The organism is Chryseobacterium sp. BIGb0232 (assembly GCF_024810195.1).
GTDB classification, from domain to species: domain Bacteria; phylum Bacteroidota; class Bacteroidia; order Flavobacteriales; family Weeksellaceae; genus Chryseobacterium; species Chryseobacterium pennae.
Window position 1 is genome coordinate 135,033 of the sequence record NZ_JANUEH010000008.1, and the last position, 25,287, is coordinate 160,319.

At 37.1% G+C, this 25,287-nt stretch carries 26 protein-coding genes; 13 read left to right on the forward strand and 13 right to left on the reverse strand.

All coding sequences use genetic code 11. The annotated features are described in order from the left end of the window. Window positions 1-5 precede the first annotated feature (5 nt). The 5 genes from M2372_RS17520 to M2372_RS17540 form a co-directional block, all read right to left on the reverse strand. Entirely contained in the window at window positions 6-4,382 is a 4,377-nt protein-coding gene (locus M2372_RS17520; protein WP_123319492.1) for a DUF6531 domain-containing protein, read from the reverse strand. Between the two features lie 6 nt (window positions 4,383-4,388). Beyond that, window positions 4,389-5,777, reverse strand: coding sequence for a hypothetical protein (locus M2372_RS17525; RefSeq protein WP_123319493.1), 1,389 nt, complete (start codon window positions 5,775-5,777; stop codon window positions 4,389-4,391). A 4-nt stretch (window positions 5,778-5,781) separates the two neighbouring features. Then, window positions 5,782-7,875 carry a type VI secretion system Vgr family protein gene (locus tag M2372_RS17530; protein ID WP_123319494.1) on the reverse strand — a complete coding sequence of 698 codons (2,094 nt, stop codon included), beginning with the start codon at window positions 7,873-7,875 and terminating at the stop codon, window positions 5,782-5,784. Between the two features lie 728 nt (window positions 7,876-8,603). After that, window positions 8,604-9,098, reverse strand: a complete 495-nt coding sequence (locus M2372_RS17535; protein ID WP_123319495.1) for a hypothetical protein — start codon at window positions 9,096-9,098, stop codon at window positions 8,604-8,606. Between the two features lie 123 nt (window positions 9,099-9,221). After that, on the reverse strand, window positions 9,222-9,572 hold the full coding sequence (locus tag M2372_RS17540) for an immunity 51 family protein (protein WP_123320102.1): 351 nt from the start codon (window positions 9,570-9,572) through the stop codon (window positions 9,222-9,224). A gap of 809 nt (window positions 9,573-10,381) precedes the next feature. On the opposite strand from M2372_RS17540, the gene M2372_RS17545 reads away from it, so the two are divergent. From M2372_RS17545 to M2372_RS17580, 8 genes are all read left to right on the forward strand, one after another. Continuing rightward, window positions 10,382-10,798, forward strand: a complete 417-nt coding sequence (locus tag M2372_RS17545; protein WP_123319496.1) for a GNAT family N-acetyltransferase — start codon at window positions 10,382-10,384, stop codon at window positions 10,796-10,798. Window positions 10,799-10,915: 117 nt separating this feature from the next. Beyond that, a complete protein-coding gene (locus M2372_RS17550; RefSeq protein ID WP_123319497.1) occupies window positions 10,916-11,833 on the forward strand; it encodes a GNAT family N-acetyltransferase in 918 nt (305 codons plus the stop codon). Window positions 11,834-11,843: 10 nt separating this feature from the next. Then, window positions 11,844-12,569 carry a trans-aconitate 2-methyltransferase gene (locus M2372_RS17555; RefSeq protein WP_123319498.1) on the forward strand — a complete coding sequence of 242 codons (726 nt, stop codon included), beginning with the start codon at window positions 11,844-11,846 and terminating at the stop codon, window positions 12,567-12,569. Between the two features lie 79 nt (window positions 12,570-12,648). Then, entirely contained in the window at window positions 12,649-12,987 is a 339-nt protein-coding gene (locus tag M2372_RS17560; RefSeq protein ID WP_123319499.1) for a nuclear transport factor 2 family protein, read from the forward strand. 157 nt (window positions 12,988-13,144) lie between these two features. After that, window positions 13,145-14,095 carry an AraC family transcriptional regulator gene (locus M2372_RS17565; RefSeq protein ID WP_123320103.1) on the forward strand — a complete coding sequence of 317 codons (951 nt, stop codon included), beginning with the start codon at window positions 13,145-13,147 and terminating at the stop codon, window positions 14,093-14,095. Window positions 14,096-14,106: 11 nt separating this feature from the next. Then, window positions 14,107-14,847, forward strand: a complete 741-nt coding sequence (locus tag M2372_RS17570) for a GNAT family N-acetyltransferase (protein WP_123319500.1) — start codon at window positions 14,107-14,109, stop codon at window positions 14,845-14,847. Between the two features lie 3 nt (window positions 14,848-14,850). Continuing rightward, entirely contained in the window at window positions 14,851-15,330 is a 480-nt protein-coding gene (locus M2372_RS17575; protein WP_123319501.1) for a DUF7000 family protein, read from the forward strand. A 30-nt stretch (window positions 15,331-15,360) separates the two neighbouring features. Next, window positions 15,361-15,927, forward strand: coding sequence for a Crp/Fnr family transcriptional regulator (locus M2372_RS17580; protein ID WP_123319502.1), 567 nt, complete (start codon window positions 15,361-15,363; stop codon window positions 15,925-15,927). Between the two features lie 84 nt (window positions 15,928-16,011). Here M2372_RS17580 and M2372_RS17585 read toward each other — a convergent pair whose 3' ends face one another. After that, the gene (locus M2372_RS17585; RefSeq protein WP_259081121.1) at window positions 16,012-16,134 is read right to left on the reverse strand and encodes a hypothetical protein; all 123 of its coding nucleotides are present in this window, start codon (window positions 16,132-16,134) and stop codon (window positions 16,012-16,014) included. 75 nt (window positions 16,135-16,209) lie between these two features. Between M2372_RS17585 and M2372_RS17590 the strand changes: the two genes are divergently transcribed. From M2372_RS17590 to M2372_RS17605, 4 genes are all read left to right on the forward strand, one after another. Then, window positions 16,210-17,289, forward strand: coding sequence for a DUF418 domain-containing protein (locus tag M2372_RS17590; RefSeq protein ID WP_123319503.1), 1,080 nt, complete (start codon window positions 16,210-16,212; stop codon window positions 17,287-17,289). A gap of 174 nt (window positions 17,290-17,463) precedes the next feature. Then, the gene (locus M2372_RS17595) at window positions 17,464-17,763 is read left to right on the forward strand and encodes a co-chaperone YbbN (protein WP_123319504.1); all 300 of its coding nucleotides are present in this window, start codon (window positions 17,464-17,466) and stop codon (window positions 17,761-17,763) included. Window positions 17,764-17,775: 12 nt separating this feature from the next. Continuing rightward, entirely contained in the window at window positions 17,776-18,264 is a 489-nt protein-coding gene (locus M2372_RS17600; protein ID WP_115973259.1) for a DUF2938 domain-containing protein, read from the forward strand. 3 nt (window positions 18,265-18,267) lie between these two features. Next, entirely contained in the window at window positions 18,268-18,795 is a 528-nt protein-coding gene (locus M2372_RS17605) for a dihydrofolate reductase family protein (RefSeq protein ID WP_123319505.1), read from the forward strand. Between the two features lie 119 nt (window positions 18,796-18,914). On the opposite strand, the gene M2372_RS17610 is transcribed toward M2372_RS17605, so the two are convergent. From M2372_RS17610 to M2372_RS17625, 4 genes are all read right to left on the reverse strand, one after another. Further along, entirely contained in the window at window positions 18,915-19,475 is a 561-nt protein-coding gene (locus M2372_RS17610; protein WP_123319506.1) for a DUF6624 domain-containing protein, read from the reverse strand. A 4-nt stretch (window positions 19,476-19,479) separates the two neighbouring features. After that, on the reverse strand, window positions 19,480-19,905 hold the full coding sequence (locus M2372_RS17615; protein ID WP_115973262.1) for a GNAT family N-acetyltransferase: 426 nt from the start codon (window positions 19,903-19,905) through the stop codon (window positions 19,480-19,482). 87 nt (window positions 19,906-19,992) lie between these two features. After that, complete coding sequence (locus M2372_RS17620) at window positions 19,993-20,547, reverse strand: AAA family ATPase (protein WP_123319507.1); 555 nt, start codon at window positions 20,545-20,547, stop codon at window positions 19,993-19,995. Window positions 20,548-20,808: 261 nt separating this feature from the next. Then, entirely contained in the window at window positions 20,809-21,165 is a 357-nt protein-coding gene (locus tag M2372_RS17625; RefSeq protein WP_123319508.1) for a helix-turn-helix domain-containing protein, read from the reverse strand. Window positions 21,166-21,268: 103 nt separating this feature from the next. Between M2372_RS17625 and M2372_RS17630 the strand changes: the two genes are divergently transcribed. After that, on the forward strand, window positions 21,269-22,411 hold the full coding sequence (locus tag M2372_RS17630; RefSeq protein ID WP_123319509.1) for an MFS transporter: 1,143 nt from the start codon (window positions 21,269-21,271) through the stop codon (window positions 22,409-22,411). Window positions 22,412-22,466: 55 nt separating this feature from the next. Here the strand turns inward: M2372_RS17630 and M2372_RS17635 are convergent, their stop codons facing one another. Genes M2372_RS17635 through M2372_RS17645 form a run of 3 tightly spaced genes read right to left on the reverse strand, consistent with a single transcriptional unit; the run spans window position 22,467 to window position 25,130 of the window. After that, complete coding sequence (locus M2372_RS17635) at window positions 22,467-23,102, reverse strand: ATP-binding cassette domain-containing protein (RefSeq protein ID WP_123319510.1); 636 nt, start codon at window positions 23,100-23,102, stop codon at window positions 22,467-22,469. Continuing rightward, window positions 23,089-24,000 (reverse strand): hypothetical protein, encoded by a 912-nt coding sequence (locus tag M2372_RS17640; RefSeq protein ID WP_123319511.1) that lies wholly within the window; start codon window positions 23,998-24,000, stop codon window positions 23,089-23,091. The genes M2372_RS17635 and M2372_RS17640 overlap by 14 nt, the downstream gene beginning before the upstream one ends. Before the next feature lie 26 nt (window positions 24,001-24,026). After that, the gene (locus tag M2372_RS17645) at window positions 24,027-25,130 is read right to left on the reverse strand and encodes a hypothetical protein (protein ID WP_148060756.1); all 1,104 of its coding nucleotides are present in this window, start codon (window positions 25,128-25,130) and stop codon (window positions 24,027-24,029) included. Between the last annotated feature and the right edge of the window lie 157 nt (window positions 25,131-25,287).

A 25,287-nucleotide genomic window follows, 5' to 3' on the forward strand; every position in this document is an offset into this window, starting at 1 on the left:
AGATTTTAATGATGTACTTTAGATTTAAAATCATCATAAGACAATTCTCCTAAAGTTGGTAGTTCGCTCACTTTTTTAACTTTTGCATTATTTAATTCTAATTGCGCCGCATCCATTCGTGCTGCACCTGACTTTCCTGGTTTTCTTTTTGCGTCTGAAATACCATCAATATTATTCCCCCTTCTATATTCAGTGCTTCGCCCGATTTTACCACCAGTATCATTAATACCCGTTTGTTCTAATCCTCTTACAGGATCAATCCCCAAATCTGTTCGGGTTTTTTGTAACAAAGTATCTCCTTCTCCAAAACGAGCGCCATCAACACTACCTACCGTCTTTGAATGCCTTCTTGCAACATCCATCATTGATTCACCTTCAGCAGCATGGCCTGTATAATAATGTTTTCCATCTTTATCTACTAAAATATACACCCAGTCAAAACCGAACAAATCCACAACAGTATTAGCATCCTTAACAAAATTATAGAAGTTATAGTTTCTACTGTTAATTCTTATTGGATCCTGGCTTATATAATTCCCCGACTCATTATCATAATATCTAAAACGATTATAAGCCAACCCCGTCTCTGCATCTACATACTGCCCTTGATATAAGAAAGGTACAAATTCATTATCTCCTTTTCTTAAAGAACCATATACATCCAATTCCCTTTCCCAAACCAACGAACCATTGTTATCGTAAGCATGAGTGGGGGTACCTAAATAATCACTGATGATACTGAACTGCTCTTCACCAACAAATTTACCACAAGGAACAAAGCTTCCCTCCTGATAGAGCCAAGTTATTACATTTTCTACAGATTCTGCAACCTCTTGTACATTATTTTCTTCATCAATAATCAGTTCCGGCGGGAATCGGCCTTCATATTCCCATTCATGAAGAGGTACATTGCCATCCCACAGCCAGCGGGTTACTTTATTTTTATATTCTTTGGCAATACGTCTTCCTAAAGGATCATAGGAGAAGTTTACTTCACCGCCTTTTGGTAATACTACCCTGGCCAGCATTCCGTTGCCTTTCCATTCATATTGCCAGCCGACACCACTTCCCATAAGGCTGATGCCGTATTTATGTTCTATGGTAGAAGCTGATATAACGGCCTGTTGGGTACTTTTTCTGAATTCCTTAAAGATCAGGTTTCCTTCGGCGTCATAATAATAGTTGTAACGCAGGTCTTTCAGAAGCTTTCCTCCTGCCCCATAGGTACGGTCTGTACGGTCAGGAGTTTCAAACAGGTTACCAATAGCATCAGGAGCCTTGTAAATGGTTTCTGTTTCTTTACGGTTATGGTAGGTACCACTTACCAGATTATCCCAGGCATCATAACTGAAGGTTGCACTTGCTCCCGTCACTTCATTGAGAGTTTTCAGCAATCGGTTGGCTGTCCCCCACAAATAACGGGTTCTGTTTTGTTCTACATTATGGCTGTTGATACTTCTGCGGACTACTCTTCCCAGCTGGTCATATTCTGTAATCTGACTGATTCCTCCGGTCAGTTCCCTTTGTATTTCCAGTCCTGTGGCGTCATACTTCCATTGAGCTTTCCAGTTTCCGGTTTCCATTTCAGTTAATTGCCCAAAATGGTCATACTGGCTGGTAATATCAGCTCCTAGGGAGCTCATTACTGACAAAGTATTCGCTTCTTTATCAAATTCTTTGCTTACCCAGTGTTGCCCCTGTTGCTCCTTAAGGATACGTCCATCCTTTCCTCTCTGAATCTTCAGATGGATGTCCTGGTTTAAAGCGCCTATTAAGAAACCGTCTTTGTTATAAGTATATCCTGCAAATGACAGGTCGCTATGCTGTTCTTTAATGACATTCCCTGTACCATTATAATCGTATTCCGTCCAACGGTTATCAGGGCGGATAACTTTTTTCACCCTGCCTATAGGATCACGCTCATACTGTCTGTGTAATCCGTCAAATCCCCATTCACTGATCACATCGCCTACTCCATCCAAGGCAAAGCGGTAGACTTCTCCTCTTTCATTGCTGATGCTTTTCAGTTGTAATTCGGTGTCATAACCAAATTTCACAGTACGCTCATTTTGGGTTTTGCTCAGCAGAATCCCTAAGCTTCCGTATCTGAACCGTACATCATGCAGATCATCTTTTGCGTGCACAATATTATAGGAAGTATCATATTCAAAATAATGTTCGTTGCCGTCCGGTTCTTTTAAATAAATAACGTTTCCGGCATCATCATATTTATACCAGGTAATGTTGCCACGTGGATCTTTTTCACTGATCACATTGCCCTGCTGATCATATTCCCATTTGCTGTAAGTATCATTCGGATAGGTAATCTGAACCAGATGATGGGCTTTGTCATAGAAGAAGTAGACAGCCCGTTTCTTGTCATCGGTAATTTTACGGAGATGCCTTCCTTCATATTCGTAGTAGAGCTTTTCATCGGAAGGAAGTTTTTTGGAAATAATCCTGCTCAATTCATCATAAGTCCATTCCAATTCTGCCCCACCGGGGCTTGTGACCTTGATCAGATCAAAGGAATCGTCATATTGAAAAACAGTCTGCTCATTATTTTCATTTTCAATGGATTTCAACAGTCCATTTTCTGTGTACAGGTATTTCCGTGTAAGCCCTTCGGCATTTACAATCAGTTCGAGCTCCTCAAACCTGTTATATTTCTGGTGGGTAACCCCTCCGTTTTCATCGATGATCTTATAAATCAGTTTACTTTCATCATAAAAGTATTCTGCTGTGAATCCCAGACTGTTTTTTGTAACCGTACGTCCCGGTTCATATTCGGTAAAATACTCCAGAATTCCACCGTCACCCCAGGTGTGAATACATTTGGCATCATCGCCTTTTCCATCATACTCCCAATAGAAGTTCTGTCCTGTCTGGTTAGTAAGTTGTACCAGCAAATGACCATCATAATAAAAATGTTTCTCAGCACCGATCACATCTTTATTTCGGATCATATTCCCCAGTTCATCATATCGATACTGAATGTAGGTAATTTCCCTGTTCTCAGCAACAGTATACAAACGGGTAATACGATAATTCTGATCATTTTCGACCCTAATAATTCTTCCTGTGCTATCTGTAATCTTCTGCAAGCAGCCATTAGAATGATAATCAAATGACAGCATGAATCCATCTGCCGTAGCTATTGAGGAAAGCATACGATAGCCTTCTCTATTTAACCCGCCATTAAAGCGGTAATGTAGTTTATCGGAATCAATCAGTAAATATCCTTTTTCGTCTTTGGTAAAAGTAAGCTGCTCTTTTCTGTTAAAGTATTTTTCTCCGGTATCCAATAAAGGGACAACAGTTTCACGCCCGTCTGACAGGCGTAAAGAGGCAAAATCATTTCCAAGGTCATACAGCCCCATATTGTAACTGTGATGCCAGTTATACCCTAAAGGTCCATTAGCCTCTGCATCACTGTAATAAGTACGTTGCCAGACAAAAGGAATCGGTCCTGATAATTTAATATCGGTATTGGTTGAATATACTCTTCCTGTAGCCGCATCCACCGGTTCACCAAACAACCGGCACTTTACAGGCTGTAAAACACTGGCCAGCTTCTGATTCTTTGGTTTAATACCATCAATAACATCCTGGAATTTATCTCCTGTTTTCTTCCATAGTTTACCCATTCCTTTTAGCCCAAGGCTCATCGCCAGCTGAAAAAGATCTATGGTGGGTGGTCCGCCTGCCAATACAGGTTTCCCGGCAGAAGTTATAATGAGAAGCATTGAAGTAGGAGCCATCAGTGCCACTTTAGGTTTTGGTTTGGTAATCCTGAAGGGAGCAGGAATTCCTATAAGATTACAGGATAATGCAAGATGGAATTGGGTACTGCATGGTCCGCCATCGGCTAATACAGTACTGCTTCCTAAAAACATTTCGGAGCTTGCAATCGGTTTTACAATAGGAAATGGAATATGCAGGAATATTCCCGGTAAATGCTGAATTCCGGTTCCTGCGTTAGCTACCCATTGTCCATGAACCTGAACAGAGGGTTTCATTCCATTGACTATTGCTGTACAAACAGAAGCAAAACTGGTTGGTGGTGCCGATCCGTCTGCAGGAGGCGCAGGTGGTTCCGGTAATACACTTGAAATGGCATTCATGATAGCACTCATGATATCAAAAACCATCCCGATGTGCGGTACAGGCAACAAAGGTGATGGTGGAAATATTGTTTCATGGAAATCTATCCCAATAGCCAGGTCGAAATATTTACCTACCGGCATTCCCGGCATGGCCGGAAGAATACTGGCCATATCCTTCTGTAAATGATCTAATTTATTTTTGGCTTCACCAAACAGTTCCCCAAAGCCCTTTCTTGGAGCCGGAGCAGTTGCTACTTTTCCTATTATATCTGACATGGGATATTATTTAAATTTTGATAATTGTTTGTCTAAAATTGATAGGTTTGTTTTTAATGACGCTGAATCTACCCCAGCCTGTGCCAATAATATTTCCCAGTCGTCTTCCAACCAATCTGCCAATTGCAGCTTTATTTCGTTTACTTCAGCAGCTGTTTTAATTTTTTCACCCAGGTAAAGGCACATAAAAGCTGCATGTAAAAACGTAGATTGTCTTCTCACATCAATTTCAAGATAAGCTCCTGCGGCTAAAGAGAAAAGGATATTTTCAAAGGCTTTAGCCAGTTCATTTTTCTCATAATAGATATGGGATATCAATCGGTTAGCCTCCATCACATAATACACATCCTGTCTTTTGGATGCTTTTTCAGACAACTCTTCATAGATCTTCAGAGCACCATTCTTATCTTTATTTCCAAATAGCAGAGCTGCTTTCAGTAACATACAGGATTTCCATACCGGATAACCCGTTGCATCATCTTTTTCCATTGCTTTTGATGATTCTTCAAGTGCCTTATCTGTATATTCTTCACTTTTTTTAACTTTCTGTAAGGAAAAATAGGCCTGAGCAGCCACTAATAATCCTGCAATTTTTGACGAAACAGTTCCTATTTCTTTTGTTATATCAAGCAGACGTTTTACTTCAATATCGGTCCTGTTCTGAGTTTTTTGTGTTGTAGAATCCATAACCACAATGACCTGTTTCCTGAATCTTGCATCAGGATCTACCGAATTGTAATTATCACTGGCTTTATACATTTCATTTTTAATAGCTTCAGCCATTTTAAGCTTCGGATACAAATAATGATACAATGACTCGTTATCTTTCTTTCCCCGAAGCTGAATACGTCTTTCCTCCGCAAGATCCATAGAAACTAAACGCAGGTTATCAGGAAGATGTTCTACAACCTGCTGAAACCACTGTGCTATATTCATTTTGGTCTGTACTGTCAATGGAAAATAAAGACAGAAACAGAACTGTTCATTTTGATCCTTTATACTGGCCCTTAACCGTTCAAGTTCACCAAATAGATTTATAGCGTTGGGGGCTAATAACTCATCCGGAACAAAAGGTTCCGTTATAAAGTTGTTTTCCCATAATGCCCGATGAATGTCTTTATCTTTTTGAGAATGTGGAGTAAACCATGAGAGAAATTCATTCCATAACTGTTCTTCAAATAATGGTCTGTCTCCCTTATATTCTGTTTCAAAACGGAAAAAAATATCGTTTGATTCACCAACAGGAGATTGTTCAATCTGCATGAATTTATCGATCATTTCTACATCAGCATATTGTGCTACCCAAACAGCCAGTTTCCAGTTTGTTTTTTGTTCAGCAGCAAGCCATAGATCCCGGATTTTATAATATTCCTGGGCAATTGATGAAGTTTCCATACTATTATGAATTTAACTTAACCAGACCACCCGTTATGATTGTTTCTCCTGATCCATCCATGGATACCTTAGTACCACTAATGCTGGTATCTTTCCCGGTAATTTGCACTTCTTTACTGCCGGAAGTAGTAACAGTTACTCCGGAAAGTGCTGCCACATTGGCTTCTGAACTTAATTCTATTCCAGCTTTACCACTTCCCATAGAAACAATAGTTTCACCCGTAATATGAATATTTTTAGCCTGAATCGTAATGGTCTCATCATCGATTGTGATTGATGACTTTCCGTTATCCAGTGTCACTTTTTTACTGGCTACCGCAGAAATGGTATTGGTACCATCCACTGTGATAATATTTCCGCCGGTTCTGTCTGTAATTGTAATTCCGCCAGCATCGTTAAGGCTGATGGTATGGCCGCTTTTACTGCTCAGACTTTTGACATTATTGCCCTGACCTCCGCCACCGCCGGCACCGCCATGAAACATTCCACCCATTACAAACGGTCGGTCGGGGTGCTGGTGTACAAAGTTGACCATAATATGATCATCTACTTCCGGAATGGCCATAAATCCCCGATTCTTACTTACTTTCTCACTGCTTCCGGCATCAGGTGTCATTACTCTGATAAATTCAGTGGTATTAGAGCCATTTTGCCAGTCAAACTGCACCTGTATACGGCCTTGATTTAAGGGGTCTGTATTGGAAATTACTTTTGCAAACTGAGGTTCAGCTTTGGGACTGTTAAAATCCGGTCGTGGCATAAAACCTGTATCTGCTGCAATGGCTTCGAAAGAACCTGTATAATATCCTCTTGCATCTACTTCATGGGTAACTTCAGTCATCATCAGTTTTGTAAAATATGAGGTCTCATTGCTATCAGGCTTACGCATTTCAATATCTGCCGTACATCCCGGATACAAAAATGGGACTGAAGTGGTTCCGGATGTTGTAAATACATTTACCGAATTGCTTCCGGTTGCACTTTTTTGAGAGGCATCAACATCAGTCATCTTTGCAGCTTTTATTGGTGCAACGCTCAATGATGGGGTGATAAATGTTTTTTCTGAAATTTCATAAGCCCTCTTCGCAATATCAGAAGTATGGTTGATCTTAGAATTACCGCCTGTTAGTTTTTCATTTTTACTGCTATTATATCCGTAAAAAGAAGGCTTCACGTGCTGTGCCTTCATTTTGATCTTTACATCAGCCACATTGCTGCCATAAGTAAGAGTTACCGGTTTCTGTTGCGGAGGAAGCTTTCCGAAATGAAGAACTTCACCGTCATAGAAAAACTGTTCTCCATAAGCTTCAGCAATTCTCGCCAGATAATTGTAGTGGGTCTCATCATACTGAGAGCTGTAAGATACGTTTCCGTACTGTGAATCTACTCTGACATCAAATTTACTGCTTCCCAATCCTTCCTTCATTACCTGGTCAGCAATACTGTTCAGGCTGATTTCCTGTTTTCCTCCAAAACTCTGTGTATGGGGCGCAGAATCCAATAGAATCGTTGGGCTGCAGCCGGTTAAAATGACATTACCCAAACTTCCTTTATCCTGCCCGAAACCCACTTCTGTAATAACACCTACAAAGTTTCGTTCGGGGCTATTTTCAACATCCTTATATTTAAAAACGACAGTTACTCTTTTACCCAGAAAACTCTGTGCCTCTTCAAGGTTATGGTTTTCAGCGCTTCCTAAAGTATCATGAGCCAGAACAAGGTCAAACTGGTGGTGTTTGACAGCGCTTTGGGTAAGTTTAAAATTCTTGAAAAATTTAATTTCTTTACCTTCTACAAAAATTTCAAGTTTTACCACTCTGTTAATTCCTGCAATGGCACTTTCTGAAATACCTTCTGCATTGAAGATCTTTGAAGTGGGCTGTTTTGACCAAACTTTATCCTGCACTATGGTTGGAGAAGTAGGTATCAGAGGTTGGTTCATAAAACTCTGAGCAACACTGCCAGCAGTTTTAATATTTGATAGAGTCTTATTGGAAGTCGGGATATTCGTTGCTATCTCCTGGATATTATTTACTACATCTACTTTTTTTACTGAATCTGTTCCTTTTTTGGACAGGTTATTTTCTTCTTTAAACATGATGTGATCATTTTATCGGTTGTGATATATAGAAATTATTACCTTCACAGGCTGGACCATTCTGCTCAGATAGACAGTCGGTAAGATACAATGGCCTCAATGCAAACTTACTTCCGGACTGTCTTTGAGGATAATTTTCAGAAAGAGTATCAAAAGGATCAATACTCAAGGCTGTTTAGCAGCAATTATTATTCAGGTGAATGCTGTTATTTTTCATTAAGTTTTTTTATTGATTTGGTTATGCAATATATCACCTTAAATATTCACATCAAAATGAATTAGCCGTTATTTTAAAAATTGTCGTAGAACTACGACTTTTTGATAATGAGTAAGATAACATCATTTTTCGATTCATTGCCATAGAAGAACTTATAAGAGATTACGCAGAAGAAACATCCCTTATTTGGTATAGAAACAGAAATAATCCGGGCTGTTTTATAGTCTGAATTATCAGTAATTTAAACTCTTTAAAACTTATATTTTAACTACCCAATTATATCTGGAAAAAATGTTTACAATACATTTCTGTTATTGTCATGACATTTCATTTATAGGCTTTCCGGAAGGTTATTTATTTCCTTAAAACATTAAAGCAGTATCTATCATTTTGCTATCCGCAATGATATCAACAGAGCAGCATAATGATTCTCCCCATAAGAAAAGTTCATCATTCTGCTCCAGAATATTTTCTATACACCAGACAATAGCTTAAATATTGATACAGTCCATTAATTAAAATAATAGGTAGTAGCAAGATCTCCGTTAAAGTCTGGTTTGGCTCCCTGCTTTTTCGTGTTAAGTTCAAACAGCCTTTCCCCATTCTTATGGCCGGCACGTATTCTTAGTGAGAACCATCCGTTTTCCAGATTGAGCCTTATGCTGTTTTCATCGTTAATGGTTGAAATATCCTTTAAATAACCAATTCCTACCACTCTCAGTTCATTGTTGGAAGTCTGAAATATCCAGCCATCAGACTGAGCAGAAACTTCTTCGTTCCCAAGGATCCGATCTTCATTAGCCGAAATGCAGAATGAATAATAATCCTCTTCCACCCCTATCACAGGAATGGCAATTCCGGATCTTGTGATCTCATCTCCATGCTCATTTTCAACGAAATATTTCAGGATATTGTTTCCCGGCAGATTATGATCCTGCAGATATTGAGCTAAAAGTTCCGGACTGTATATCACAAAGCCTTTAAGTTCTGAAAATATTTTCTTCATATTATTTTTTATTAGATTGTTTTAAAATATTGTTTGCCGAATCCTGTCACCTCAACTCTTTTTCTATTAAAAACTGATGGAGTAATTGCTGATGTTTCCACAACCTCCACTTTATGGTGAGCATCAATCCAATTCGGCTCTTGAAAATAGATCTCTTATTAAGGCTTCATCTTCGCAGGCTTTTTTAAAATCCAGAATAAAGTCCTTCAAATTATCTCCTTCAGAAGAATAGGCACAGAACATTCCTCCTTCCGGATCAAACCGTATACTTTTGCTTAGATCCGGTCTTTTCTCAGTAAGAAAAATCTGAGCTAAAGATCCCCAGTCGTAACCGTTTCCTTCAAAACCTTCGTCTGCCCTGGAGGTAAAGACTTCCTGTTTATAACTTCCTGCTTCCAGACAAACTGAAAAGCTGTTATCATGTTCTACCCAGAAAAAAGGTTTAATTGTTTCTTTAAAATGATTAATGTCCATATTGTTCAAGTTCGTTAATTTCCTTCCGGTACCGTAATTCTTATAATAATTTGATATGTTATTTCTGCTCTTTTTTAGCATCAGAGAATACCTCCGAAACCTAAAGCTTCAGAAATAAATTGATATTAATAAGTCAAAAAAGAGTAATAGTCAGCAGATAAGAATAGTATTCCGGTAAAAACGGTGATATTCGCCATCATGATACCGTTCGAAACTGTATAATTAGTTAACTGCTGTGGATCAGAAAATGCTTTAACCGCTTTTGTTCTTCTCCTTTTCTGAATGTTAAGATTCCTCTCTGGCTGTTGTCATAATCGTAAATTTTAATCGTTAATAATATTTTGTTATTGAGTGATGGTAAAACAAATATAAAACGCTTATTTATATTCAAAAAATTTTAAGCCCTTAATCTGAAAATTTGTAGTAGTTCTACGACTTTTTAACAATAATTCCATTATTATGGATATAAAAAAATCGGTAACATCCTTTTTTTCAAAACAATACTCACAACATAAAACATTTATAAAAAACACTTTTTTCACACTAGTAAGTGAAATAATTAATCATTTTATCGTTATTAAAAAAAAATAACCACAATTACCAACTACAATACTTACTGAAAACTGTAACGTGGAGTTTACCAGAAAATAAAAAATACTCTTCCAGCCTTCCTTTATAAGGATCATCACAATGGTATAAAAAAACAACATCCCATAATTTTTCCGGGTTCTGTCATTCATTTTTTTGTAATTTAAGCCAGATTTTAATCCATATAGCTTTCTCTGAAGCTTTTACAGCTATATTTATCCATGGAAATAATAAAAAAAGACCGTATTACAGAAGAATATTATGATACCGTATCAAAACTTCTTTATCAGCATAATCTACACAATACGAAGAACATAGACAGCATTAACGAACCTTTAGAAATTGTCATTTTTGATAATGACCGGATAATAGGAGGTTTATACGGACGTTCTATCTGGGGCACTCTGGAAATTCAGAAGCTGGCGGTTTCTGAAGAATATAAAAACAAAGGATTGGGAAAACAACTGATGAATGCAGCGACAGAAGAAGCAAAGGCCAGAAAATGCAGCTATATTGCGTTGAATACTTTTAGTTTCCAGGCACCTGAATTTTATGAGAAACTTGGGTTTGAAAAAATAGGAACTGAGCATGATTTTCCCAAAGGTTTTGAGAAATATTATTACCGGAAAACGTTGTAAGGCCACTAAGAGACAAAAAAGTTGTCATTATCAAACTTCAAAAACTGTAACAAGCTATTGTGAATTAAGACAGATATAATGAAACTTAGGCTGAAATACTATTTAAATACGTGAACAATGAAGACAGAAAGCGTTTCTATCAGTAACAAAAATTACACTTTACATATTCAATATCAGGACCAAGAAAAATTACGCTTGGAATTTAACCGCCTGACTCAAAATGTCTGGGAATTTAATTTTGAAAACTATTATCAGTCAGGATTTTGGGATGACAGCTGTATTTTATATTCTTTATTTGACGGTGATACTATTGTTTCCCATACTACGGTAAGCTTATTTGATGGTAATATTGAGGGAAAGTCTAAAAAACTGGTTCAATTAGGTACCGTAATGACAGATGAAATCTATCAGAATAGAGGACTGAGCCGTTTTTTAATGGAGAAAATCCTACATGATTTTAAAGGGAAGACAGATGGAATATTTCTCTTTGCCAATGAAACGGTATTGGATTTTTATCCTAAATTCGGATTTATTCCGGTACAGGAATTTGAAGCCTTCCAGACTTTTGAAAATCTTGATTTTTTAAAGAAAACAACAAAGAGAAAGTTGGAACTCGATCAGGAAGCTGATTTAAAATTATTTGAATATCTGGTTGAAAATGCTGTTTCAAATACGGCCTTTCCCACAAAAAGTAAGGGTCTTGCTTTCTTCTACTGCTATGCTAACCCGGAAATGGGCTACAAAGATTCTGTTTACCTGATTGAAGAGCTTAACTGTGCGGTTGTGATTGAGATACAGGACAAAACACTGCATATTTTAGAGATTTTCAGCCCCGAAAAAACAAATCTCTCTGAAGTTATCGCAGCGTTTGATGATATTCTGCTTGATGAAGTGGTACTGGGCTTTAGTCCGGAGCAAAGGTATTTTCAGTACAGGCCATGGAAAGATGATGATTTACAACTTTTTGTCACGCCGGAATTAAAATCTGTTTTTGAAAAAAATTCTTTGATCATTCCAGTGCTGTCACACACTTAAAAGGAAGATTATGAAGCAGAATATTTATGATGATCCGGACTTTTTTTCCGGATATAGGGCACTCCGTGATGGAGATAAGGGTTTAAATGAATTACTGGAACAGCCGGTAATGAAAAACTTATTACATCCTGTTCAGAATAAAGCTATTCTGGATATGGGATGTGGACTTGGGCATCAGATCCAGTCTTTATTACAACAAAACCCTAAACAGATAACCGGGCTGGATATTTCACAGAAAATGCTGCATGAGGCACAAAGCAGAATCTCCTCTCCCAATGTAGACTGGGTACATTCTGCCCTGGAAGATTTTGATTTTGGCAATAATAGATATGATCTGGTTATAAGTTCCATGACGTTGCATTATATTGAAGATCTGACTATTCTTTTTCAAAAAATATACAATGGATTAAAGAATAACGGACAATTTTTATTTTCCATGGAGCATCCTGTCTGTACTGCAGCACTACAACCATGGAAAGAATGGAATGGTGAAAAATACTGGCTCGTGAATCGCTATACTGAGGAAACCCGGAGAAAACAGGACTGGTTTGTAAAAAATGTTGAGAAATACCATCATCAATTAAGTACTGTTATCAACGCGGTATTAAAAGCCGGATTTCTTTTAAAAAACGTGGAAGAACCAAGTCCAGACAAGGAACTGTTACAGCTCCGTCCAGATTTTGAACAGCATATACACCGTCCTCCTGTCATAATTATCAATGCTGAAAAAAATTAAAATTGTATTCATTTTGTGACGATAGTCACAGAGCAGTTCAATACTTATCTGCTAATTTTGTTTTTATAAAACAATCTAAATGAGTAATACAAACCAAAATATCGCGGAACAGTTTATCCAATACTTAAATGATGAAAATTTTGAACAGGCAGAAAGCTTTCTTGATGCTGATTTTAAATTTATCGGAGTATTGGGAACAAGAGAAGGTGCTTCTGTCTACATGCAGGAAATGAAGCAAATGAAACTTAAATACCAGATTATTAAAACCTTTACTTCAGGTGAAGATGTTTGCCTTTGGTATACGATTGATATGGGAAACAAAGCTGTAGAGGCTTCAGGATGGTATCAGATTATTGATGGAAAGATCCGTTCCTTTAAGGTATTATTTGACCCGAGACCGCTGCTAAACGATCAGTAACTATTTTTCAAATATCATATAATCCGGCAGCCACTTCTGGGAAATGGCTGCCTTATCTATATTTTCTATCTAATTCATAGATGCTTTGCTGTACGAAAACCATGATCTGTACTTATCTTTATGGCAACAGAATAACCTTCGGAAAAAATATGAGAATATGAAACAGGCTGAGATCAGAGAACTACGAAATGAACAGGATTTCAAAGAATTTTATCTGAAGAATGCCCCTGCTACTTTCTGTGAAGAATGTAACAATATTACTTATGTCCACGGAAATGGTTTTTTGGAAATCGCTAAGCTGGAAGATCTTAAAAAAGGTCAGAAACCTGTAGAAGGCAAGCAGACAAGACGAAATTTTTACAGTATTATTCTGCTTACAGAAGGGGAAATAAAGGAAAGCATTGGCCATAAACTCTACCATTTTCTACCTGGAACCCTCTATTTTATTGGAGAAAATCAGCTTCATGCCATAGAACGCTGGAGTGATAACGTAAAGGGTGTTTTTTGCATGTTTGATGCCGATTATTTTTTGCTTTGTATTAAACATCAGATCAAACTCAACCAGTTTCCTTTCTTTCAGGCTAATCAGGAGCCGTTCATCAAACTTTCGGAAAGAGAAATCCTGATGATGGAGCATCTTTTCTGGAAGCTGAACAGTGAAAAATGTCAAAAGACTACTTTTAATGATGACCTTCTCACCCGTATGTTTCTGAATGTTATCCTTCTGGAGTCTGAACGTATTTACAATAAGCAAACTTCTGCCGATGCCTTCTCTCTATCCAGAAAGGACCAGTTGGCTGCACAGTTTCAATTACTGGTGAACCAGCATTTTATGGAGAAAAAACAGGTTGCGGACTACGCGGAGCTCCTGCATATACACCCTAATCATCTCAATGATGTCATTAAGGAGGTTACCGGATTTCCTGCCAGCCATTTTATTCAGAAACAGCTGATACAGGAAGCCAAATCAAGGCTTATCCAAACCAGTGATACAGTTTCTATGATTGCCATGGATCTTAATTTTACAGATGATTCCTATTTTGGACGCTTTTTTAAGAAACAAACCGGTGTCACTCCGCTTCAATATCGTAAAAACCATAAACATTAAATAAAGAAAGAATGTACACCACTAAAATCACCTCTCCCATTGTTCAGGAATACTGGAAAGATCAGTTTCAGGGGGAAGTTCTCTGTGACCATCCCACTTTTACCTTATTCCTCAATGATGATCTTGAAGAAGACAGCCAGATCATGACCCTGGAATTTCCATCCGGAAACAACTGGGCAATCATCAATTCTAAAGTGGCACAATATTTCAAAAACATCAGTCTTACTACGCTTGATTTTGAAAAGTTTGTGAACATTTTAAAGGATAAACAGATTTTTCTCTATGGTGCAGATTATATTTTTTATTTCCCTGAAGAGGAAAAAAGGGCTATTTTAAATCTTCATTCACTGGAAAACACACGCCCTTTAACCGAACATGATGCTGAGCTTTTTTCAACTTTTGAATCGTTGTCTACGGAAGAAGATCTGGATGGAGCTTTTGTGGAGCTCGATCATTGGAAAACATTTGGTATCTTTGAAGAGAATCAGCTGGTTGCTGCAACAAGTATGTACCCATGGCAGGACACTCAACTTTCGGATATTGGAGTGATTACATTAAATAATTTTCGGGGAAAAGGCTATGCTCAACAGGCAGTCCGGATGATTTCAAAAGCAGCATTACAGGATGGCTACGAACCCCAATACCGCTGTCAGCTGGACAATACGGCCTCTATTGCTTTGGCTAAAAAATTAAATCTCAGCTTATTTGCTAAATGGAATTTAATATCACCGGAATCTGTAAAAAACCTGTAATCGATGAAAGACATTAATTTATCTGTAAAAAGCTATCAAAAAATAGTTAATGAAGAAGAAATCCCCCAGGTTTATCTGTACCTCCTGCGTTTTATGATGAAGGTGAAAGCTGATTTTTCAAAGTATTTCAAAGAAAAATTTTCTGTAGGAAATATTTCTCCAGGCTATATGGACTACACTTATTTTCCGTTTTTTGATTCTTCTCTCCGTGACCATAAGCTGCGTTTCGGTATTGTTCTCAATCATAAAAAGATGCAGCTTGAGTTGTGGCTGATGGGACAAAATGCAGAGGTTCAACAGGAATATTGGGAAAAATTAAAATCAGCTTCGTGGAATAAACATCTGGTGACAATGCCTCAATATTCTGTATTGGAAACTATTTTTGTAGAAAATCCTGATTTTGAAAATGAGCAGGCTATTCAGGAAGTCATCAGAAAAAAAACATTGGAAACCGTTCCTGAAATCATGAAACTTCTGTCATAAAAACAATAAGATAAGAACAAAAACTCAGTTATGACAGAACACATTGAGAAAATTCAGTTCCTTATTTCCAGGTTTGACAGGGAAACTCTTGAAGCTCTAGAAAAAATAACTGCTAAAGAGCAGTTTAAAAAAGGTGAAATCCTGTTACAGCAAGGCAAGGTGTGCAGGAAAAGCTATCTGATCATTGAGGGGGTTGCCCGAAAATTCACTTATTCTGATAAAAAAGAAATTACCACTGAATTTTTCTTTAAAAATGATATTGCCATTTCCTTTACAAGTTATATCAATCAAAAACCAAGCAGGGAAATTATCGAATGCCTGACTGATACAACCGTAGAATCTGTAGATTTTAATGCTTTTGAAACCATCAAGAAGCAATTCCCTCTACTCATGGAATATGATATTCTACTCACAGAACTATATATCCTGTGGCTGGAAGACAGGCTTTTTGATTTTCATTCTCTGAATGCTACGGAACGGTATGAACAGCTTATGAAAAAGTCCCCGGAATATTTTCATCATCTGAAGCTTACCCATATTGCTTCTTATCTGGGTATTTCTCTGGAAACATTAAGCAGGATAAGGGCAAAAAGGTAATAAAATGGGAGACGGAAGTGCTGAGGCTAAACTTCGTTTGATAAATCGTAAGGAAAATAAAAATTTTAAGCAAGTTAAGATTCATTAAAGATGAATAAAGAAGTTCGCTTTATCAATAATAGCTTTAGCTCTACTCTTAACTTCCAATTTTTGCTCCTGATCCAACTCAAAGACCTTAATTACTCCTAGCTTCCTGCTTCCGGTCATTCTTGATTTTTTTGACTTTTATCAAAGGAATTCCAAGCCTTAATTTTGATTTTTGCTGCAAAATTATTCTGCAGTATGAAAAAAAGAATTATCGGATTTGATCTGGCCCGGGCGTACGCTATTTTCGGGATGTTTATTGTCAATTTTAATATGGTATTCGGAAATCATCATGATGATTCTCTTTCAGGGAAATTCCTGGTACTTTTCAGCGGACATTCCAGTACTGTATTTGTGATCCTCGCAGGAATGGGTGTTGCTCTGATGACGAACAGAATTCGGGAATATACCCTAGAAGACAGGAAAAGACTCCGTCACATCATTCTTAAAAGAGCCGTTTTTCTTTTTGTATTCGGAATATTGTTTTGCTGTTGGTGGCCTGCAGATATTCTTCATCTTTATGGCGGCTATATGAGTATTGGTGCATTGCTTGTGTTCATGGATAAAAAATATTATCTGGTTGCGGCTGCAACGGCCATTATCATATTTCATTTTTTACTGCTTGTCATCCCGTTTGAAACAGGCTGGAATCTGACGACCCTTGAATATCCTGATTTCTGGACGTTTTCCGGATTCATCAGAAACACATTCTATAACGGCTGGAATCCTATATTTCCTTGGTTTGCCTATTTTGCGACAGGACTTTATCTGGGAAGACTTGACTGGACTTTGAAGAAGACGCAACAAAACGTATTTCTGACAGGTCTTATTCTCTATCTTTTTGTGGAAGGTATTCGCTATGGTAGTACATTTATGGATCTGAGTACTGAAACCCGGGAATTTATCTATGCGGATTATATTCCACCCGTATTACCTTTTCTCATGAATACAACTGGTTTCGGAATGATGCTGATTACAGGATTTATGTTTGTAAGTCAATATATTTCCGAAAAAGCCTGGGCTATAGATCTGGCAAGAACCGGCCAGATGACGCTGACTCATTATGTATCTCATCTCAGCATCGGGCTTATTGTATTGTCTTTACTGCAAGGTAGTCATTATTTGGATGTTATGAGCAGGAAAAATACTGTGGAACCAATCTATATTTTACTGTATTCCGGACTATTTTTTATTCTCAGTATGTATTTCAGTAAGCTATGGAGCAAAAAGTTCAAACAGGGGCCACTGGAAATGATGATGAGAAGAATAACAGATTAAGATAAAGCTCACATTCAAAACAAAATACATCCATCGTTTTTAAAAACTATCAGAACTCCCACCCTTCAGTTTCTTTTCTTTTTAAAATCTTTGATTTGTACCATTTTCACTCTGATTTGTGTCAGCAAATCTCCACCAGGCTACTCTAATTTTGTATCAATAAATTTTAGAACAATGACAGAGAGAAACCAAAACGTACAGGAAATAGATTCACTAATGCTGTTTCAGTTTTATGCTGAATGGTGTTACCCATGTAAAATGATGATGCCTGTAGTGAATACATTAAAAGTGAAACTGGATGAATGGCTGAACGTACAGCAGGTAGATGTTGACGAAAACCAGGAATTAGCAGTTAAATACGGGATCAGATCAGTTCCTACATTTGTGGTATTAAAAAACAATGTAGAAGTGTGGCGAAGCTCAGGCGTGCTTTCGGAAATGATACTGGAGCAGAAACTGAACAGTTTAAGATAAATCTGAAGAACAATGAATGTGTTAATTAATGCGGTGTTACTTGGTGTGGGAGCGACCATCTTTATGGATGTGTACGCTCTTATCATCAAGAAATTCTGGAATATTCCTTCCCTCGACTACCGTATAGTAGGGCGATGGATCGGGCATTTCAAAAATGGAACATTCAGCCATCCTAATATTATACAGGCCACTCCTATCCCGGGAGAAAAAGCTCTCGGGTGGCTGGCCCACTACTCCATTGGGATTGCATTTGCCTATATTTTACTTTTACTCTGGGGCCAGGGCTGGCTGGTACATCCTACGGCTTTTCCTGCTATTTTTATTGGTCTTGCCACAACCTTAGCACCGTGGTTTATGATGCAGCCTGCTTTTGGTTTTGGAATTGCGGCCTCTAAGCTGCCTAATCCTCATATTGCCAGACTTCGAAGTCTTCAGGCCCATCTTATTTACGGGATTGGTTTATATATGTCTGGAGTATTAATATCAATTTTGTTTAAGTAAATTATGAGAAAATTGGTTTTATATATTTCTTCTTCACTCGATGGTTATATCGCTGGTCCCAATGATGATCTCAGTTTTCTCAGCCGGGTACAAACGGAAGATGAAGACTATGGATATCATGAATTTACAAATACGACAGACACTGTAATTATGGGAAACAGAACCTACAACTGGATCCTTTCTCAGAACGTGGAATTCCCGCATCAGGATAAAACTTCCTATATCGTCACAAGAAAAACACGGCAGTCTATTGGTAATCTCCACTTCTATACCGGAGACCTTAGCAAACTGGTTCGAACTCTTAAAAAGGAAGAAGGGAAATCTATTTTCTGTGATGGTGGTAGTTTTGTGGTTAATGAACTTTTAAAAGCCAAGCTTTTTGATGAATTAATAATTTCTGTAATCCCTGCCATTTTAGGGAAGGGAACAAAATTATTTAAGGATGAGATTCCCGGTCAGAATTTAGAACTGCTCTCCAGTAAAAGATTTGACAGTGGACTTGTACAGTTGCATTACAGGATAATGTATTAATTTATATCTTTAAATCAAAGAGTCTGAATAAAAATCAGGCTCTTTTTCATATAGCTTTTAAAGACACAGATATTCTTATGTTTTTTAAACCATTTAACACTTGATTTTAAACATTCCTCTTAAATCCAGCCCACCTTTCTTCTCCAGACTGTATAATCTTCATCCCTGTTATCAATTTCCGGAATATTTTCCTGATCGGGAATTTGGTTAATTTCTTTTTCTGATAACGATGGCAGATCCACTTTCTTCCGTTCACTGTTCAGGTTTTCTTTATCTTCCACAGGATAAGGAATTCCGTCGGTCATAAGCTGGGTACCATATTTCTGAGGTCTGCTCTGGAAAACCTGAATCCGGTCATACAGATAGGCTTTATTTTTTTGGGTAATATCATGGCTGTTTTCCACCATCATTTTATAATATGCCTTCATAAACTCAGGTTCACCAATAGAATGCTGAATGATAAGCCAGGCAGCATCACTGGCTTTTACCCCTACCTTTGAAATCGTTGGATATCCTATATCACTGATTATTTCCCGGAGTCTTTTGGCATTGATTTTATGAACACGCTCCATCTCAGGATGATACCCTCCTGCGAGTTTTCCTTCCGCAGACAGCTTTTCTCTTGTTTCAATGTCATGCTCTGCAAGGCGTATTAATTCTTTTCCAATCTTAGAAGTCATTACATTATAGTTTTTTCATCAGATATTTTGGAGATTCTGTATATCCTTGCCTGTCATAAAACCGGTGTGCCTGTTTTCTCTGGAAATTACAGTGCAGCTCAATCCTGTCACAATTGCGTTCTCTGGCTACTTTTTCGCAGTATTCTTCTAAAAATCTTCCAATTCCTGAACTCCGGTAATTTTCATCAACAGAGAAATAGCTTATTCTTGCAAAATCTCCCTTAAGAGCAATCTGCGGGATGACATGAATGGAGATGAACCCTACAACATTTCCTTCCTGATCTTCTGCAACGATAAGATATTCATCAGGGTTTTCTAAAAGTTTTTTTATTTTTTGAGGTAAAAATTCACCGGTATTGGGATATCCTAACTGATCCAGCAGTTTTACAACTGTATTCAGATCTTCTTCAAGCATCGTTCTCAGGTTCATATTGCGATTTTTAAAATGTATTTAGCACCTCTCTCAAAGTTACAAAAAAAGAAGCCGGTTTATAAAAAACAATGAATACCTTATGATTTACAGGGCATTAAGAACAAACCTGACTCTTTGCTCTACTGTTACTCTGGGAATTTCAATAACATTATAACCATACTCCCGATAAATTTCATACATGCATTCAAAAGTATGTTCAGCCACTTCTTGAGTCTGTTTTCTTTCGGAATCATTTTCATAGATTTCCTTCCAGGGTGGGAGAATAAAGACATTTTTGTTATACTCCATTTCACGGGCTGTTATTTCCATCTTCCTGGGTACAGGAATCCCTTCCAGCCTGAGATAACCGATCGTGTCTAATATTCCACGATCAAAAAAAACAGGTTGGATACCGGAGATTGGCATCATTTCGTTAAAAGTTTTTACAGAAGCATCAAACATCAGTCCGGCAAAAATCTCTTTATTGATCCACGGTACCCCATCTCCATTAGATAGCAATTGTTCTTTGATAATTCTACGTCCTTCTTCGGGTGCGGTTGTAAATCCTAGACGGTTTAATTCGTTGATTAATGTGGTTTTTCCAGCTCCCGGACCTCCAGTAATAACATAGAGTTTTTTTGTAATATTATTATTTTTCATTTTTAAATTTTGTGGGTTGAATCGTTAAAAATCAGAATTATTGACGGAATACAATCTGAAAAAGTATTCATCTAAGCACAGGGCATCCCTTGAATAATGGATAAACGAAATCAGAAAAGAAATGTCTGGACAGACAATAAGTATAGAGAAGCACAAGAGCTCTAGTAACAATAATTATATTTCTGAAAATGAATGTATCAGAAATCTTTACCAGTAAAGATACTCTATTTTTAATTACGAAAATAAATAGGAAGAACTCATTTATTCTTTGGGTGGAAAAGTAATGCCGGCATCCTGAATCAGATCATAACCATAGCTCATGATGATTTCAATAACTGGAATTGCTTTTTTCCCTTTCTCAGTAAGACTGTATTCTACCTTCGGCGGAACAACGGGATATACTTCACGATGGATCATTTCTTTGCTTTCCAGTTCCCGAAGCTGGCTGGTCAGCATTTTGTCTGTGATATGGGGAATATCCTTTTTCAGTTCACTGAAGCGAAGCGGTTTCTCCTGTAATCTCCACAAAATAGGCATCTTCCAGGTTCCGCCGATATGGCTTAAGGCAAATTCAATAGGGGTATAATACAATCTTTTATCGTGGAAAAACTGAGGCATAATTATTCTTTTATTGTTACCCTTTCAAAAAGGGAAGTATAGAACTAAAAAGTAAGTATATAGCTTTCTGATAGTCTATTCTGCAAATTTGCACAAAAAAATTATGAAATCGAAAAGAAATCTTTATGTGCTTGCACTTGGTGTTTTCGGAATTACTACGACTGAATTCGGAGTGATTGGAATATTACCGGAAATTACTTCTTCTTTCAATATTTCTATTGAAAAAGCAGGCTGGCTTCTGAGTGCTTTTGCATTAATCGTAGCTCTTTTTGGTCCGTTTATGCTGATGGCATTGTCATCATTTAAAAGAAAAAGATTGTTGATTGCATCACTGTTTATTTTTGCTACAGCCAATATTATTTCTGCTTATATCGGGAATTTTTATGGATTATTGGTTGTCAGAATGATTCCTGCATTTTTTCATCCGGTTTATTGGTCCATTGCGCTGTCTGTTGCTGAAAAGGCTTCTGCCTCCACCGACAAATCAAGGGCTGTAAGTATTATTTTTTCCGGACTTACTCTGGCTACTGTATTGGGAGTTCCTTTGGCTACTTTAATGTCTGATCTGTTTTCCTGGCAGTCTTCGTTTCTGCTTACGGCATTTATTAATTTGGTGGCACTGGCAGGTGTTCAGCTTTTATTACCGGACATTGAAAAAGAGACAGAAGCTTCACTCACCTTCAATATTAATATTTTACGCAGTCGCTATTTATGGATTGGTTTATGCACAGCATTTTTTACCATTGCTGCTATGTATTCTACCTATGGATATATGGCAGATTTTCTGAAAAACATAACTCAGATGAATGGAAAACAAATCAGTATTATGTTGTTTATGTTTGGAGTTGTCGGCATTTTCGGAAACAAAATTGCCGGAAAATATATGAGCCGGTTTCCGTTCCAGACTACTCTTATATTCCTGATTTTTTTGGCTGTCATTCACTTATTCATCTATTATTACGGAAATTCTTTTGTTCCTATGATCTGGATTATAGGATTCTGGGGCCTGATCCATTCGGGAGGTTTTCTGATCAGTAATATCAATGTCACCTCTTCAGTTCCCGGGTCTTCTGAATTTATCAACAGTATTTTTACTTCCTGTGGAAATTTTGCAGTAACCGCCGGAACTTTATTGGGTGGATTCTGGATTGCTCATTTCGGCATTGAAAATATCATTGGATCAAGCATTATGACTATTATATTAGCTATAATTATGGTATTTATCAGGAAAATGCTCATGAAATAATCTAAAACAGGAAGAATGAAACGGAAGATTTAGTTTCCCACTTTTATTTTCAGCTTTAAAATCTGAGTGTATTCAGCTGACTGAACTCTTCTTTATGGTAAATAGCTTCAATACTTCCGTTTTGCAGCAATGCAATTTTATCACAGGTATGGAAAAGGGTTTCAATAATATGGGAACTTATCAGGACCACTTTATTTTCAGATTTTAACTGCCTGATAATATCATAAAGGATATGAACACCCTCAAAATCTACTCCGTTGAAGGGTTCATCCAGAATATTAATCGGCTTATTCAGCATCAGCATCCCGATGAGGGCCAATTTTTTCTTCATTCCACTGGAATAGTATTGTACATATTTTTTCAGTGGAAGGTTGAATTTTTCAATGATTTCTCTTATTTCATCTACTTTTTTTGAAGAGAAATAAGACAGATATTCCTCTCCTGTTATATAAGGATAAAAATAATTTTCCGTTTCAAGATAAGAGATCTGCTGCCGCTTTAAACGTTCATTTCTCCAGGTAATACTCCCTGAAAATGACTGGCTTTGATATAAAGATTCAAATAATGTAGTCTTCCCTGCACCATTTTTTCCGAGAATTCCCAAAATACAGCCTTCTTCTATAGAAAGGTTCAGATCGTTTAAAACTTTCTGATTCTTAAATTCAACATTTACATTTTTAACTTCCAACATATGTTTTGATATTTTGATTAGCCGCTTTTATACCTGATTTAAGCATGAACAGAGCCGGAATTATTGTCATACTACACAAAAAGTATTCTAAATAAACACCCATATTATAATCGCTGTCTTTATTTTTATGGTTATAATTTTTATATTTTCTGACCAGGCTCAGCAGAAGATAGAGGTTCATAAAGACAAGGTAATACACCACATATAGACTCTCATATGGATTTAAAATCAAAAAAGAACAGTAAACCGGCAAAAGCAACATATTGAAAAATAAAGTATTCTTTCTTATTTTTTCCTTCAACGTATATTGTTTAAAATACATTTCGAGCATTTCCTTACTCTCATGCGGCTGGTAAATAAAAGAAATAAAATCCAACGCGAAAACACCAGCAAAGATCAGGGTAAGTGGATGATAGGATGAAAGAATGATAATGATAAATCCCAGTATTGCTCTCCAACTGTTTTTTCTCAGAAAGCTTTTCCATTCAAACAGAATGTTGGGAATAAAATTCCAGTTCAGGGACAGCCACTGTTTTGTTCTTGGAGGAATAAAGGCCAGTACAACAATCAGAAGATATAAAGCAACTCCTGTTTTTTCAATCTTATAATGGACATTTCCGAACAACAAGGCTGTATACATCATACCTGTTTCCAGCAGGATAATCCATCGCCAGCTTTGTACAAAAACTTTCTTCAGAAAAGGAATATCCTTCCTTTCACTATGGAAAAGGGCTATGAGAATAAAGAATATAACCGGATAGTATTCATTTTTGGGCAACCTTACTGCGATGAGCGTCCCCAAAACAAGTAAAACAGGAATACTTACCTTGGGATTCAGGTTGAGGATTCTGAAACTCTGGATGAATCTGAATTTAAAATGGCTGATTAGTTTTTTCAAAGGATTCTGATGATATCTATAAAAGGTTATTGAACAGGTTTTATCAAATACAGTTTGTTTTCAGTAGTCGTAAAAAGTTGGAAGTTCAGGTTTTTATCTGAAAAATACAAATAAGGCAAGTATTGTTTTTCCAGTTCGGCCTTAAGCTTCCGTATGTCTTCGCCTTTGGTATTATAAAATTTTTCGGTGGTAAAATTTTCATTAAAGGACATTGCTTTTTTAAATTTCAGGGTGTCACCTTTTACTAAAAGTTGGCAATACAAATCCCCATTCCAGCTTTTTGAAGTCGTACTGATAGCTCCTCCTGATGTACTGGAGGTAGATTTATCTAATACTTTTCGTTGAAAATAGACAGGCATAATATTCGGAAAACGACCCGGATCCAGTTTTCTTTCTCCAAAAGGATCAGTTCCGAAAAGACTGTTATTATATCCGGGATTTGTCATAGAATATTTTCCGGAAACTTTTCTGTTGATAAACAGCTGATACCATTTTCCGTTCATATAATATGTCACACGATCTGATCCGCTTTTTGATTCTCTTAAATAGTCATCCGCATTTTCAGTAATCTTCTGATATTCAACATCCTGCTTTTCTCTGCTCCATTTCAGGTCTTCATTCTGAACGATCATTGGCTTTCGCACTGTATCTCCATCTTTTATCCAGGTTCTGTAATATTTTTTGTCGTAATTCACAATAAAGTCACCAAACAGTAATTCGTTCCAGTTTTCCCGGGTACTTTTATAGGTATAACGGTCTTTGATATTTCCATCTTTATCCAGTTTATAAAAATGATAATCCATATAAAAACGGGTACTTCCTACCGAACCATCTTCTTCTACTTCTTTCCGGTTCCTGTCTTTCGGGATTTCGTTGGTTACAATAATGACGTTTCCTTCCGAACTTATAACATGTTGAATCCGTGTATAGCTTTTCCACATCAGGTTTATTTCATGATGTCCGAAACGAATGGATTTAGTACTGTCAATATACTGATAGTTTCTATATTTTTCCGGCAATTCTGAACGGTTCATCTTATTGAGAAGATAGACATCCAGACCGCCAAAATTGTAAAATACAACAATAGCTAACAGAAGAACAGCTCCTATAATAAGGGATATTTTTTTCATTTCAATGTATGATTCTTTAAAGGTATTAATTCTTCCAGAATTAGAAAAAACATTTACCATATAACAAGGCAAGGGCCAATGACAATAGCAGACGTCTTGAATTTATGAAAAAATAAAAGCACTGATCTGAAAGTTATAAAGAGTCTCAAAATATAAT

Coding starts and splice junctions, on each gene's coding strand:
- M2372_RS17620 (WP_123319507.1), bottom strand. CDS start 20,547: ATGAAAAATAATAATATTACAAAAAAACTCTATGTTATTACTGGAGGT.
- M2372_RS17545 (WP_123319496.1), top strand. CDS start 10,382: ATGGAAATAATAAAAAAAGACCGTATTACAGAAGAATATTATGATACC.
- M2372_RS17585 (WP_259081121.1), bottom strand. CDS start 16,134: ATGACCGGAAGCAGGAAGCTAGGAGTAATTAAGGTCTTTGAGTTGGAT.
- M2372_RS17600 (WP_115973259.1), top strand. CDS start 17,776: ATGAATGTGTTAATTAATGCGGTGTTACTTGGTGTGGGAGCGACCATC.
- M2372_RS17635 (WP_123319510.1), bottom strand. CDS start 23,102: ATGTTGGAAGTTAAAAATGTAAATGTTGAATTTAAGAATCAGAAAGTT.
- M2372_RS17560 (WP_123319499.1), top strand. CDS start 12,649: ATGAGTAATACAAACCAAAATATCGCGGAACAGTTTATCCAATACTTA.
- M2372_RS17605 (WP_123319505.1), top strand. CDS start 18,268: ATGAGAAAATTGGTTTTATATATTTCTTCTTCACTCGATGGTTATATC.
- M2372_RS17555 (WP_123319498.1), top strand. CDS start 11,844: ATGAAGCAGAATATTTATGATGATCCGGACTTTTTTTCCGGATATAGG.
- M2372_RS17550 (WP_123319497.1), top strand. CDS start 10,916: ATGAAGACAGAAAGCGTTTCTATCAGTAACAAAAATTACACTTTACAT.
- M2372_RS17630 (WP_123319509.1), top strand. CDS start 21,269: ATGAAATCGAAAAGAAATCTTTATGTGCTTGCACTTGGTGTTTTCGGA.
- M2372_RS17570 (WP_123319500.1), top strand. CDS start 14,107: ATGTACACCACTAAAATCACCTCTCCCATTGTTCAGGAATACTGGAAA.
- M2372_RS17590 (WP_123319503.1), top strand. CDS start 16,210: ATGAAAAAAAGAATTATCGGATTTGATCTGGCCCGGGCGTACGCTATT.
- M2372_RS17615 (WP_115973262.1), bottom strand. CDS start 19,905: ATGAACCTGAGAACGATGCTTGAAGAAGATCTGAATACAGTTGTAAAA.
- M2372_RS17645 (WP_148060756.1), bottom strand. CDS start 25,130: ATGAAAAAAATATCCCTTATTATAGGAGCTGTTCTTCTGTTAGCTATT.
- M2372_RS17580 (WP_123319502.1), top strand. CDS start 15,361: ATGACAGAACACATTGAGAAAATTCAGTTCCTTATTTCCAGGTTTGAC.
- M2372_RS17610 (WP_123319506.1), bottom strand. CDS start 19,475: ATGACTTCTAAGATTGGAAAAGAATTAATACGCCTTGCAGAGCATGAC.
- M2372_RS17535 (WP_123319495.1), bottom strand. CDS start 9,098: ATGAAGAAAATATTTTCAGAACTTAAAGGCTTTGTGATATACAGTCCG.
- M2372_RS17565 (WP_123320103.1), top strand. CDS start 13,145: ATGAAACAGGCTGAGATCAGAGAACTACGAAATGAACAGGATTTCAAA.
- M2372_RS17530 (WP_123319494.1), bottom strand. CDS start 7,875: ATGTTTAAAGAAGAAAATAACCTGTCCAAAAAAGGAACAGATTCAGTA.
- M2372_RS17540 (WP_123320102.1), bottom strand. CDS start 9,572: ATGGACATTAATCATTTTAAAGAAACAATTAAACCTTTTTTCTGGGTA.
- M2372_RS17520 (WP_123319492.1), bottom strand. CDS start 4,382: ATGTCAGATATAATAGGAAAAGTAGCAACTGCTCCGGCTCCAAGAAAG.
- M2372_RS17575 (WP_123319501.1), top strand. CDS start 14,851: ATGAAAGACATTAATTTATCTGTAAAAAGCTATCAAAAAATAGTTAAT.
- M2372_RS17595 (WP_123319504.1), top strand. CDS start 17,464: ATGACAGAGAGAAACCAAAACGTACAGGAAATAGATTCACTAATGCTG.
- M2372_RS17625 (WP_123319508.1), bottom strand. CDS start 21,165: ATGCCTCAGTTTTTCCACGATAAAAGATTGTATTATACCCCTATTGAA.
- M2372_RS17525 (WP_123319493.1), bottom strand. CDS start 5,777: ATGGAAACTTCATCAATTGCCCAGGAATATTATAAAATCCGGGATCTA.